Annotated in this window: 7 protein-coding genes; 2 read left to right on the top strand and 5 right to left on the bottom strand. The window is 69.9% G+C overall.

Features of this window, described 5'->3' with window-relative positions; translation table 11 throughout:
• Positions 1-128: 128 nt before the first annotated feature.
• A complete protein-coding gene (locus tag ACIA3K_RS27220; RefSeq protein ID WP_396804501.1) occupies positions 129-4,493 on the bottom strand; it encodes a S8 family serine peptidase in 4,365 nt (1,454 codons plus the stop codon).
• A gap of 332 nt (positions 4,494-4,825) precedes the next feature.
• Here ACIA3K_RS27220 and ACIA3K_RS27215 point away from each other — a divergent pair, with 332 nt between their 5' ends.
• Both ACIA3K_RS27215 and ACIA3K_RS27210 read left to right on the top strand, forming a co-directional pair.
• A complete protein-coding gene (locus ACIA3K_RS27215) occupies positions 4,826-5,380 on the top strand; it encodes a winged helix-turn-helix domain-containing protein (protein ID WP_396804500.1) in 555 nt (184 codons plus the stop codon).
• A gap of 177 nt (positions 5,381-5,557) precedes the next feature.
• A complete protein-coding gene (locus tag ACIA3K_RS27210; protein WP_396804499.1) occupies positions 5,558-7,114 on the top strand; it encodes an OFA family MFS transporter in 1,557 nt (518 codons plus the stop codon).
• A 21-nt stretch (positions 7,115-7,135) separates the two neighbouring features.
• Here ACIA3K_RS27210 and nrfD read toward each other — a convergent pair whose 3' ends face one another.
• From nrfD to ACIA3K_RS27190, 4 genes are all read right to left on the bottom strand, one after another.
• Entirely contained in the window at positions 7,136-8,113 is a 978-nt protein-coding gene (gene nrfD / locus ACIA3K_RS27205; RefSeq protein WP_396804498.1) for an NrfD/PsrC family molybdoenzyme membrane anchor subunit, read from the bottom strand.
• Positions 8,110-9,153 carry a 4Fe-4S dicluster domain-containing protein gene (locus ACIA3K_RS27200; RefSeq protein ID WP_396804497.1) on the bottom strand — a complete coding sequence of 348 codons (1,044 nt, stop codon included), beginning with the start codon at positions 9,151-9,153 and terminating at the stop codon, positions 8,110-8,112. Before ACIA3K_RS27200 ends, nrfD begins: the two co-directional genes overlap by 4 nt.
• Positions 9,154-9,156: 3 nt before the next feature.
• Complete coding sequence (fdh, locus tag ACIA3K_RS27195) at positions 9,157-12,432, bottom strand: formate dehydrogenase (protein WP_396804496.1); 3,276 nt, start codon at positions 12,430-12,432, stop codon at positions 9,157-9,159.
• Between the two features lie 146 nt (positions 12,433-12,578).
• Positions 12,579-13,370, bottom strand: coding sequence for a PrsW family intramembrane metalloprotease (locus ACIA3K_RS27190; RefSeq protein ID WP_396804495.1), 792 nt, complete (start codon positions 13,368-13,370; stop codon positions 12,579-12,581).
• Between the last annotated feature and the right edge of the window lie 53 nt (positions 13,371-13,423).

The following is a 13,423-nucleotide window of genomic DNA, read 5'->3' as shown; positions in this document are numbered from 1 at the left end:
TGCCCCCCAAAACAAAAACCACCACAAAAATCTTTTCCAAAAACTCAACACGCAGTTACAAACACAACCCGGCCGCCCCGCCTGGTCGAGGACCAGGCGGGCCGGATCACTGCTTCAGCGCTCCGGTGTCAGCACCGGATCGGCGCCAACCCGAAGTTCTCCACCGTGGGAGTGGTGGTGTTGATCTTCGTCTGACGGGTCTGGGGCTTCCAGCCGTCCTTGGCGACGATCAACGTGAGCGGGTTGTTCCGGCGGTCCATCCAGTAGGCGTAGTTACCGGCGGCGTCGGTCGCGAAGGTGAACGACATCGCCCACGAGTCGACCTGCACCACCGCACCGGCGATCGGCGCGGTCGCGCCCGCGCAGCTCGTCCCGGTCACCGTACCCATCAGCTTGCCCCAGGTCTTCGGGGGCGTCACGATCATGGTCACCGCCACCGGCGGCACCGAGTACGGCGTGTTCTCCCGGATCGTGACCGCGGCCGAGTAGGTGCCCGGCTGGTCCACGTTCGCGGTCAACCCGACGGTGACCGTGACCTTCTCCCCCGGCGCGAGGGTGGCCGTGGTCTTGTCGATCGTCATCCAGCTGACGTCGGCCGCCGCCTCGGCGCACCCCTCGAAGCCCGGCAGCGCCTCGCTGTCCGGTGCCGCGTTGAAGCTGCCGGACGAGCCACCGATCTTGTAGAAGCCACACGCCGCGCCACCCCGGTACCGGGCGGTGTTGGCGTTCGGCAGGTTAGACCACGAGCTGGTGGCCGGGTCGAAGGCGAAACCGGCGTTGGTGATGGCGCCGCCCTGCGAACCGCCCACGACCAGCAGCTTGCCGCTGGCCACCGCGTATGAGCTGGCCCAGTTGTCGGTCGGCGCGTCCGCGATCGCGGTCCAGGTGTCGGCGCCCGGGTCGTAGGCGTAGCTGGCCTTCTGCGCCGCGGTGCCGTCGTTGCCACCGGTGCAGTAGAGGACGCCGTCGATCCCGCCGCAGGAGGCGAAGGCCACCGACTTCGGGTAGTTGGCCACCGTCTCCCAGGTGTCGGTAGCGGGGGCGTAGCGGACCACGGTGTTCGACATCGGCACACAGGCCGCGGTCGTGCAGCCGCCCACCGCGTAGAGCTTGCCGTCGACGACCGCCTGCCCGGCCGCGGCCCGTGGCGCGGGGTTGTCGGCCAGCTCGGTCCAGGTGTTTGCCGCCGGGTCGTACGACCAGGTGGCGGCGTCCGGACCGGAGTCGCCCCAACCGCCCGTTGCGATGATCTTCCCGCCGACCACGCCGACGGTAAGCGCGTTGCGAGCGCCGGGAAGGTCGGCGGCAGCCGTCCAGGCCTGCGCGACCGGGTCGTAGGCGTAGGTCTTCGCGGTGGAGGCGGTTCCGTCACCACCACCGATCGAGTACACCTTGCCGTCCAGGGTGACCACCCGGTTGTCCATGATGTTGCCCGGGTAGTCGGCGATGTCGGTCCACGGCGCGGCCTGCGGACCGGCCGCCGCGGGCGTCGCCGTCGCCGCCTTGCCGGACGACCTGGCCGCGACCGACGTCGGGACCGTCAGCCGTTGCTCGGCCGCGCCGGCCGCGCCGAGCGCCTGCTGCCGGGTCACCCGCGAGCCGTCGGCCCGCAGCAACTCGAAGCCGTCGTCCCGCTCACCGAAGGCGACCTCGACGGGGGCGCCGCCGGTGTTGGTCACGGTGAACGTCCTGCTCGCCTTGCCGCTGGGCATCTGGAGCGTCGCGCTCAGCGCGGCGGGCGCCACCGACAGGCGGCCGGCCGCGAGGACGAAGTTCGCGGTCGTCGCCCAGTCCGGCTCGACGTCGACCTGCTTGGTCTGGCTGACGTAGCTGCCGGCCGTCGCGGTGAACTTGTGGGTACCGGTGAGCGTCGAGTAGATCCAGTAGAAGCCGTCCGGCAGCCCCGGGTCGTCCGGGGTCGCCACGGTCACCGCCTTCTCGGCGGGTCGGTCGTTGCTGGTGACGGTGGCGCCGTTGAGATAGCTGTCGTCGTTCTTGTCGCGGACGTTGCCCACGACCAGGCCGCCGTCGACCGGCACGCAGGTGACCTGGCTGCCGATCAGGACGTTGTCGACCTCCCACCACCAGTCGTACTTGGCGTCGTAGTAGTGGAACCGTACCTGGACCTGCGACTTGCCGGCCGCCTGCGGGATCGGGACCTCGGTGAGCTTCGGTCCCCGGACGTCGGTCTCCTGCCGCAGGACGTTCGTCCAGGTGGCTCCCCCGTCGATGCTCAGGTCGACATCGGCGGTGTCGTCGTTGAGCTGGTTGAAGTCCTGGTTGAACCGGATGACCGGGGCGCTGACGGCGGTCAGGTCGACGACCGGGCTGACCAGGGAGCTGTCCTGGGTCTTGCCCGCGCCGTAGTCGTCACTGTCGATCATCGCGAAGTTGCCGGTGCCACCGGTCAGGTTGCCCCGGCCACCGTCGTCGGTGAACTTCCACACCTGGCCGCCACCGACGTTGTCCACCACCGTCCAACCGGCCGGGGTGGTCGTCGCGTCGAAGGTCTCGTACTCGCCGTCGGAGCCGAACTCGTAGCCGGGGGCCGTCGTGCACTTGGTGGTGTCCACCGGCACCGCGACGTTGGCCGTCACGTTGCGGGTGCCGACCACGACCTCCTTGGTGACCTTCTGGTAGCCCGGGTACTGCACCTCGTACGTCAGGGTGTACGTCTGCCCGGCCGGCAACGTGATGCTGTAGCGGCCGTTCGACGGGGTCGTGTAGTCGTACACGCCCGCCGGGCCGCTCACGGTCACCTTGGCGTACAGCGGCCAGCCGTGGCCGGAGCCGTCGGTGACCGAGCCGGTGACGTTGACGCGCGGCACCGCCGTCAGGGCGACGTCGAGCGTCGTGGTCGTGCGGTTGGTGACCGTCGCCGTCTTCGTGGCGCTGCCGTACCCGAACGCCGACACGACGACCTGGTAGTCACCGGTCGGGACGAGCGTCGAGTACGTGCCGTCGGCGCCCGTGGTGATCTCGCGAGCGGTCGGGCCGGTGAGCGTCAGGGTCGCGCCGGCGATCGGGGCGCCGGTGGCCGCGTCGGTGACCTTGCCGGCCAGGGTGCCGACGTCGCCGGTGGGGGCGGCGTTGAGCAGCGCGAGGGCGTCCAGCCGGCCCTCGCCCCAGACGTTGTTGTCCGCGGCGGTGCCACCGCACTGGTCGTCGGCCTTGTCGATCGCGGTGCCGTTGAGCAGCGCGCGCGTCGCGTCGACGTCACCGACCAGCGTGGGTGCCGCCGAGTACAGCAGGGCGATCGCGCCCACCAGGTGCGGTGCGGCCATCGACGTGCCGCTGGCGGTGCCGTACCCGTTGCCGGGAACGCTCGACCGGACGTTCACGCCGGGCGCGGAGATGTTGGGCTTGATCTCGCCGTTCTGCCCGACGCCGCGCGCCGAGAAGCTGGCGATGTTGTTGTTGACGTCGTACGCGCCGGCCGAGTAGTTGCTGGCCAGGCTTCCCGGCGAACCGCTGGTCTGGCACGCCGGTCCGCTGTTGCCGTTGGAGAACACCCCGAAGATGCCCGAGGCGGCCCAGGCCAGGGTCACGTCCTCCATGAACGGCTCGTTGGACGGCAGTCGGGTGCCCCACGAGTTGTTGATGATGTTCGGGCGCTTGCTGGCGTCCGGGTTCTGGCCGTTCGAGTCGGTCGGCTCGAGCATCCACTGACCGGATTCGATCAGCGCCTCGTCGGTGGGGCAGCAGCCGTTCGCCGCGATCCACTTGACGCCGGGCGCGACACCGATCTGGTTCGCGCCGGCGGAGCCGGCCATGGTGCCCATGGTGTGCGTACCGTGGCCGTCGTCGTCGCAGGGCGCGCCGTCGCACGTCCCGGCGGCGTCGAACCAGTTGTAGTCGTGGTCGAACGTGCCGTCGCCGTTGTTGCCACGGTAGGAGTTAACCAGGGCCGGGTGGTCGTACTGCACACCGCTGTCGATGCTCGCGATGGTGACGCCCTCGCCGGTGATGCCGTACTGGGACCAGACGTCGTCGGCGTTGATGTTGGCGACGCCCCACTCGACCGCGTTGACGGTCTTCTCGTCGGTGCCCTTGGTCAGTTTCGGCAGCTCGTAGGCGACCGGGGCGTAGAGGCCCTCGACCTCACTGTGGGCGGCGAACTGCTGGGCCATCGCCAGGGAGCCGCTGTTCACCTTGATGGCGTTGGTGGCCCAGAAGCTCTGGTACTTCGTACCCGAGCTGTCGAGTTCGGCGCGGACCTTGCTCTGGCTCCCGGCGGCGCTGTCCCGCAGCGCCTGCGCCACGGCCGCGCCCCGCTTGGTCCAGTCCTTGATGGCGCTGGCCTTGCTCAGGTCCGCGCGGTCCTTGAACCGAATCCAGAAGTCCCCTGCGCTCTTGGCCTCGAACTGCTTGGCGAGTTCCGGCCGGATCTTGTCCCCGACGGCGGTACCCGTCGAGCCGGGCGCGGCCTGCGCCCCGGAGCTGAAGCTGGCCAGGCAGGTGGCGGCGAGGACCAGCGCTGCGCCGGCGCTCACCGCCGATCTGGCCGTTCGTCTCCATTGTGGACGTCTGAACATCGGTGCCGCCTTCCTCAGAACGACCCAGGGGTGTACGTGGGCCATGGTGGGAAGTGCACGAGATCCACTCGACGGAACCGAGCGAACGGACCCCTTCATGCCTCCCCCATGCACCGCGCGGGTCACGCCGGTTGCCCGAGTGGACACTATGATCGAGAGGAAAGGACGATCAAGAACTTGCTGTGAGCATCTTGTCGCTACCGGTTGCCCTGCTGGTGACGCGCTTGCCAAACATTGTCAGGACCATGACGATGGGTGGGCAGGGATGCCCATCGATTCCAGGCGGTGCGGTGGCGGAGACCGACGACGCGGCGTTGGACGGGGGCGACCCGGCCGACGAGGAGTTTCCGCTGCTGATCGCGGTGACGCCGTCACCGCGCGAGCGCATCCGACTCGCGGAGCGGCTCGACGGCGTCGCGCCGCTGCTGCTGGTGGCCGACCTCGACGAGCTGCGCCGGCTGATCGGAGCGCCGCAGCAGCGGCCCGGGCCGCCGGGCGAGCCGTCGCCGGGTCGTACGCCCGTAGCCGAGCCTCACCCCGCCCTGGTCGTCGACTCGGCCCGCTCCACCGCCCGGTACGGAGCGCGCGAGGTCGGCCTGACCCGGTTGGAACACGACCTGCTGATCTGCCTCACCACCGAGCCGGTCCGGGTGTGGAGCTACGCCGAGCTGCACCGCTCGGTGTGGCACGACGAGGCGCGCGCGCACCGGGCGGACGTCCAGTCCCTGGTGAAGCGGCTGCGGCGCAAGCTGGTGGTCCTCGGCACCGGCGCCACGATCGAAGTGGTCCGTGGCGTCGGGCTACGGCTCACGGACCGGCAGGACCCGCGGATCGGGCGTGCCTGACTGCTGCCTGATTCAGGCAGTTCCTCAGCACGGGCCGACCGCCACGGCCCGGGTCAGCGCGTTTTCCCGTATCCGGGAAGAGCGACGTACGGGCACGTAACGTGAACTACAGCCGATCAACGGCGAACGCCGGACGCGCCCGCCGCCTGCCCGCTCAGCCGCAGGAGGTGAGAGCCCATGCTGTCGGTATTCGATCCGCGGCACACCGTCGCTCCCCCGGGATACAGCCGCTGGCTCATCCCGACCGCGGCGCTGGCCGTGCACGTGTGCATCGGTCAGGTCTACGCGACGAGCGTCTACAAGAACTCACTCATCGCGCACTTCGACGCGAGCCAGACAGCGATCGGGGCGATCTTCAGCATCGCCATCGTCATGCTGGGATCGTCGGCGGCGGTGGGCGGCCGGTGGGTGGAGCGCAACGGCCCGCGTCGGGCGATGTTCGTCTCCGCCTGCTTCTGGGCCACCGGCTTCCTGGTCGGGGCGCTCGGGATCGCGACCCAGCAACTCTGGCTGCTCTACCTCGGCTACGGCGTCATCGGCGGGATCGGACTGGGCATCGGCTACATCTCGCCCGTCTCCACGCTGATCAAGTGGTTCCCGGACCGGCCGGGACTCGCCACCGGCCTGGCGATCATGGGGTTTGGCGGTGGCGCTCTGGTCGCCGGTCCGCTCGCGCGCCAACTGCTGTCGCTCTACGACGCCGACTACAACCCGGCCAACCCGGCGGCGGTGGCGTCCGGCTCCGCCCTCGTGGGACTGTTCGTCACGTTCGGCATCGGCTACTTCGTGATCATGATGTTCGGTCCGTTCAACGTGCGGGTGCCGCCACCCGACTGGCGGCCCGCCGGGTTCGACCCCGATCGGGTCGCGGCCCGGCCGTTGGTGACGAGGGCGAGCGTCTCCGCGTCCAACGCCGTACGCACCCGCTCGTTCTGGCTGCTGTGGATCGTGCTGTTCTGCAACGTCACGGCGGGCATCGGCATCCTGGAGCAGGCCAGCCCCATGATCCAGGACTTCTTCCGGGACAACGGGTCCACCGCCGTGTCGGTGTCGGCGGCGGCCGGCTTCGTGGGTGTGCTGTCGCTGTTCAACATGGCCGGCCGGTTCGTCTGGTCGACGACGTCCGACCTGATCGGCCGCAAGCCGATCTACCTGGTCTACCTCGGTGTCGGCATGGTGCTCTACGCGCTGCTCGCGGTGGCCGGGCACGCGGCGACGGCGCTCTTCGTGCTGATCGCCGCTCTGATCATCTCCTTCTACGGCGGCGGCTTCGCCACCATGCCCGCGTACCTGCGGGATCTGTTCGGCACCTTCCAGGTCGGCGCCATCCACGGGCGGTTGCTGACCGCCTGGTCGGCGGCGGGCATCGCCGGCCCGCTGATCGTCAACCGGATCCTCGACACCCAGGGCAAGCCGGGGACGCTCACCGCTTCGGCGTACCGGCCCGCGCTGTTCACCATGGTCGGCGTGCTCGCCATCGGCTTCGTCGCGAACCTGCTGGTCCGTGCCGTCCCCGACCGGTTCCACGAGCCGGACCGGGGGTCGGCCTCGCCCGTGGCCCGGGCCAGCGTCACCGAGCCGGTCGCCCTCGGCCCACAGAGCAGACCACCGGTGCCCGAACACGTCGGCGATCAGACCGGGCGGCTCTGGCTGTCGTGGCTGCTCGTCGCGGTGCTGCTCGGCTACGGCATCGTCGAGACCGTCAGCACGGCCGCGAAGCTGTTCACGGGCTGAGGCGGCCGGAGCGGCCGGCGCTCACCGCGCGGGGCGGTCAGCGTCGGCCGGCGCCGGGCCGCCGTCGGCGAGGCGGTTCCGCTGGGGTACGACCGTGTACCTCGGATCGCGCGCGGACACCGAGCCGGCCTCGAAGATCCCGAACCGGGTGGCCACCGACGAGGCCACCAGGGCCGCGCCGGAGAGCACCGACAGGAGCCGGCTACGTCGCGAGAGCAGCGCGGCGACCGCGCCGACGCTGATCAACGCGTTGCCCGCCCGGACCAGGCCGCCACTGTGACCGCTGCGGTATGGCTCGCCCGTGACCGGCAGCCGCTCCATCCGGTGACCGCCGACCAGCTTGAGGGCCGCGCCGGCGACGGCGAGCCGTCGCAGCGGGGCGGTCTGGGCGGGGGGCGCCACGATGAGGCCGACCCCGGCGGCCGCGACGAGCGCGCTGCCGCCGAAGACGAACGGCAGATCGGGGTACGCGTCGTGCCAGGCCGGTACGGCGGTGTCGGCGAGCAGGACCCCGGTGTACGTGGCCAGCGCCGGCGCGGTGGCCGCCGCGGCGAGACCGGCGATGTCACCGACGCCGGGCGCCAGCCGACGGGCGAGGCCCAGCACACCGTGCCGCGGCAGCCGTGGCGCGAGTTCGGCGACCGCGGCCACCCCGGCGGCCGGGCCGAACGCGGTGAGGATCCAGGTGCCCATCGACATGGGCGAGGTCGGTTTGGCGACCCTCAGCATGTGGTGGAACCGGTCGGGCCGACCGAGGTCGTGCACCAGCAGGTACGCGCTGGCGAGGATGCCACCGAAGGCCGTCCAGCGGCCCACCTGGCGCAGCTCGGGACGGCCGGTCAGTTGGGCGCCCGCGCCGATCAGGGCGCCGCCGGCGGCGAGACCACCGGTGAACAGGTATCCGGCGATGTCGCGCTTCCACACCGGCGCCTTGAGGATCGGCCGGCCGTAGTAGGAGCTGAAGTCGGCCGGTGGCACGGTCAGCTGCTCGCGGGTCATGGCCGCCTGCCGAGGAACGCGCCCACCGTGACGGCGGCCATCGTCAGGGCGGCGATGCCGGCGTGTTTCCACATGGCCGGTAGGTCCCGGGTGGTCACCACCGGGTCCGGCGGCAACCCGTACACCTCCGGCTCGTCGAGCAGCAGGAAGAACGCCCCGTCACCACCCACACCATCGCCCGGATCATGCCCGTACAAACGGGCCTCCGGCACACCCCGACCGTGCAACGTCGCCACCCGCGCCGCCGCCCGCTCCCGCAACTCCTCAAGCGGCCCGTACTGAATCGACTCCGTCGGACACGCCTGCGCACACGCCGGCGTCATCCCCACACCCAACCGGTCATAACACAACGTGCACTTCCACGCCCGACCATCACCCCGACGCTGATCGATCACCCCATACGGACACGCCGAAATGCAGTACCCACACCCATTACAGATGTCCTCCTGCACCACCACCGACCCGAACTCCGTCCGAAACAACGACCCCGTCGGACAGACGTCCAAACAAGCCGCATGCGTGCAGTGCTTACACACATCCGACATCATCAACCACCGAAAATCACTCCGACCCTCCACACCGCTGTCCCGCCCCGGCGGCCGCGCACCCGGCATACCCAGGAACTCCGGGCCACCCGACATGCCGGTCGCCGCGCCGGGCTCGCCAGGCGGCAGACCCGGGTCCGTGCCGGTGTCGGCGACGGTCCGCGCCCCGACGGCCGCCGTCGCCGGGCTGACCGCCGGCCCGTCCGGGTATCCGGCGAACGCCGCCGTGGCCCCGCCGAGCGGGCGCGGCTGCTCCACGAACGCCACATGCCGCCACGAGTTCGCCGTCAACGCACCCGTGTTGTCGTACGACATCCCCAACAGATCCAGACCACTTCCCGGAACGTCGTTCCACTCCTTGCACGCCACCTCACACGCCTTACACCCGATACACACACTCGTATCGGTGAAGAACCCCATCCGCTGCGGCGCGTCCACATAACCCGCGTCCGGCGCCGGATCGAGCGGTCCGTACAGGGCGTTGGCATGCGGCATCGCTCAGTCCTCCTGGTCGCTGCTGCTGTCGGCGACGTCCGTCGTGACCAGCGGCGGATAGCGGTGGCTCAGGTTGCCCGACCGTCGCCGATAGTCCAGGACGAGATCCAGCAGGTCCTGCCCTCTCGGTCGCCGGCCGGGCCGTACGTCGCAGGTGCCGACCTTGCTCTCCTGGATGAGGACGTTGGGGTCGAGGGTGATGCCGAACAGGTCGTTGGCCGAGTCGCCGGTCACCAGACCCTCGAACCCGAAGTGGTACGGCAGCCACACCTGGTGCAGGATCCGACCGTCCACCCGCAGGGGTGTCACACGGTCGGTCACCAGGACCCGTGCCTCGATGGCCGCGCGGGTGGTGACCAGGTGCGCCCAACCCAGGTGGGTCAGTCCCCGGTGCACGGCCAACTCGGGCGACACCTCGACGAACATCTCCGGTTGCAACTCGGCGAGGTGCGGCACGGTCCGGCTCATGCCGCCGGCCGTATGGTGCTCGGTGAGCCGGCTGACCGTGAAGACGTACGGGAAGACGTCGCTGTGCTGCTCCGGTGGGCTCGGGTTGAGGTTGTTGATCGGATGGATGTAGACCTTGCGGGTCGGGTTGGCCTGCTGGCGGTAGAGCGGGTTGCGCACCGGCGACTCGACCGGCTCGTAGTGGGTGGGCAGCGGACCGTCCAGGACGCCGCTGGGCGCGTACAGCCAGCCCTTGCCGTCGCCCTGGAGGATGAACGGGTCGTCGCCCGCGATGCCCGCGACGCCCGAGGTGTTCGGCGGGGGCCGGTACGAGGGCGCCTTGGTCTTCTCGAAGTCCGGCACGTCGTAGCCGGTCCACTCGGATCTGTCCGCGTCCCACCAGACGTACTTCTTGCGTTCGCTCCACGGACGGCCGTCCGGGTCGGCGGAGGCACGGTTGTAGAGGATGCGTCGGTTGGACGGCCAGGCCCAACCCCACTCGGGCGCCACCAGGGACTGTTCCGCGCCGGGCTTGCGGCGGGCGGCCTGGTTGACGCCGTCGGCGTACACCCCGGTGTAGATCCAGCAGCCACCCGCCGTGGAGCCGTCGTCCTTCATCTCGGTGTAGCTCGCCAACGGTCGGCCGGTCGTCACGTCGTACCCGTTGATCTCGCGCAGCACCGACTCGGCGCTGGGCTCCGCGTGCGGACCGTGCGTGGGGTAGTCCCAGGTGAGGTCGAGCAGCGCCCGGTCGCGGGGTCGGGTCGAGCGCGCGAGGCGTTCCCGGACGATGCGACCGAGGTGGTAGAAGAACCACAGCTCGGAGCGGGCGTCGCCCGGCGGCTCGACGGCCTTCTCCCGCCACTGCAACAGCCGCTGCGTCTGCGTGAAGGTGCCCTCCTTCTCCACATGCGACGCGGCCGGCAGGAAGAACACCTCGGTCCGGCACTCCCGCGGCACGATCTCGCCCGTCTCGATCTCCGGACCGTTCTTCCAGAAGGTCGCGCTCTCGATCATGAACAGGTCCCGCACGACCAGCCAGTCCAAATTCGCCATGCCGAGACGTTGGGCTCGGCCGTGCGCGGACCCGATCGCCGGGTTCTGGCCGAGCAGGAAGTACCCCTTGATCCTCTCGTCGATCATGTTCAACACCTGCTGGTACGTGCCGTGGTCGCCGGTCATCCGGGGCAGGTGGCCGTAGCAGTAGTCGTTGTCGGCGGTGGCCGCGTCACCCCAGTACGCCTTGAGCAGGTTCACCCCGTAGGCGCGCGCGTTGCCCCAGAAGCCCTTCTGCTCGGGATGGGCGATGCTGCCGATCCACTCGTCGAGGGTCGGGTGGTCGGCGTGGTGGGGCATGGGCAGGTAGCCGGGCAGCAGGTTGAACAGGGTCGGGATGTCGGTCGAGCCCTGGATGCTGGCGTGGCCGCGCAACGCCATGACGCCGCCGCCCGGACGGCCCACGTTGCCCAGCAGGAGCTGGATGATCGCCCCGGCGCGGATGTACTGCACACCCACGCTGTGCTGCGTCCACCCCACCGAGTAGACAAGCATCCCGGTACGCTCCCGGCCCGAGTTCTCCGTCCACGTCCGCGCCAGCTCCAGGAACTTCTCCTGCGGGATGCCGCAGACCCGCTCGACCATCTCGGGCGTGTACCGGGCGTAGTGCCGCTTGAGGATCTGATAGACGCAGCGCGGGTGCTGCAACGTCTCGTCCCGCTGGGTCTGCCCACCCACCGGCGCTCCGTGCGACTCGTGCTCCAGCCCCGCCGCCGTCTCCCGCTGCGTCTCGGTGTCCCGGGTGGAGATGTTCTCCGGGGCGCCCTCGTACTGCCAACTGCTCTGGTCGTAGCTGGCGTTGGCCTCCACGAAGCCGGAGAAGAGCCCGTGCAGATCCTCGGTGTCCTGGAAGTCGTCGGTCACGATCGTGGCGGCGTTGGTGTAGGCGAGGACGTACTCACGGAAGTCCAGCTCGTTGTCGAGGATGTAACGGATCACCCCACCCAGCAGCGCGATGTCGGTCCCGGCCCGGATCGGCAGGTACGCGTCCGCCAGCGCGCTGGTCCGGGTGAACCGCGGGTCGACGTGGAACACCTTCGCGCCCCGGCGCTTGGCCTCCATCACCCACTGGAACCCGACCGGATGCGCCTCGGCCATGTTCGAACCCTGGATGACGATCACGTCGGAGTTCGACAGGTCCTGCTGGTACTGGGTGGCGCCGCCGCGACCGAAGCTGGTCCCCAGACCGGGGACGGTGGCGGAGTGTCAAATACGCGCCTGATTCTCGATTTGCAACGCCCCCAGCGCGGTGAACAACTTCTTGATGAGGTAGTTCTCCTCGTTGTCCAGCGTCGCCCCACCCAGACTGGAAATCCCCAGCGTCCGGTGCAACGGCCGACCCTGCTCGTCCACGTCCTCCCAGGTCTCGTCCCGGGCGGCCAGGACCCGGTCCGCGATCATGTTCATCGCCGTGTCGAGGTCCAGGTCCTCCCACTCGGTGCCGTACGGCCGGCGGTAGCGGACCGTCGTCTGCCGCAGCGGACTCGTCACCAGGCTCTTGCTCGCCGCGCCCTTGGGACACAGGCGGCCCCGCGAGATCGGACTGTCCGGGTCACCCTCGATCTGCGTGACCTGGCCGTCGGCGACGAAGACCCGCTGACCGCACCCCACCGCGCAGTACGGACACACCGACCGCGCCACACTCTCGGCGGTCTCGGTGCGGGCGGTCAACGACAGGGATCGGGCCGACTTCGCGGCGGCGCCGCGACCGAGCGGGTCGGTGCCGCTGAGCTGGCGATAGAGCGGCCAGCTCTCAATCCAGCGGCGCACCCCCATCGCTGCACCTTCCCGACCAAAGACCCAAAATATGAATACTCCGACAGTAGATGAGCGGACGGGCCCGCCGCAGCGGGATCAGCAGAGCGATGCCTCCCCCGGCCGGTCGCGGCGGCCGAGGGAGGCATGGTGAACGGGGGCGTCGGCTACGGATGCCCGACGGCCAGATGGTCGCCGAAGGTCCGGTAGCGGCGCAGCTCCCAGAGCAGCCAGCCGATGCTGACGATCGCCACGGCGACGAAGACGAACGAACCGGTGAAGGTGTCCCAGAGCGTGTGCAGAACGACGACGCCCACGAAGGTGCCCAGGAAGCCGAACAGGCGGCGGACGCTCGGGGTGGCCAGCAGCGCCCACAGCGCGCCGGCGGTCAACCCGGTCCAGGCCGTGTGCCCGGCCGGCGCGGTCAGCCCCCGGATGAACAGGGTCTGCTCCACCGCGCCGATGTTGCCCTTCGAGCTGAGCAGGGCGGTGAAGGCGTACCCCATCGTCTCCAGCGCGGCGAAGCCCATGCCGGCCGCCACGCCGATGACCAGGCCGTCGGACGGCACCCGGCGGCGGTGCTGGGCCAGGGCCGTGAACAACAGCACCACGGGGACGATCAGCTTGGCCGACTCCTCGATCAACGCCACGAACAGCATGGGCAGGGTGCCGAGGCCGCGCAGGGTGTCGTACTCCACGGTGCCGGCCACCACCGTGCCGATCACCCCACCGAAGAACGCCGACGTCACCAGCACCGACGCCGGCACCTGCCACCGCCCGGTACGGGCCTGGGCGAACGTCAGGAACGTCAGGGGCGCCAGGGTCGCGCCGAGCAGGATCAGCGCCGGCACGAAATTCGGATTCTGGGTGCTGACCAGGGTCCGCAGCACCGCGATGTAGAGGATCAGCCCGACAAGGAGCACACCGACCCACGCCCACCGGCGAGAACGATCACGCATACCGGGGAGTCTGGCGGATCCAGGTTACGAAGACCAGCGCGGGTGCTGAGATG

This window comes from Micromonospora sp. NPDC051543 (assembly GCF_044454415.1).
GTDB lineage: Bacteria > Actinomycetota > Actinomycetes > Mycobacteriales > Micromonosporaceae > Micromonospora.
The sequence above is the reverse complement of the archived record's forward strand: the minus strand, read 5'-3'. Positions and strand labels throughout refer to the sequence as shown.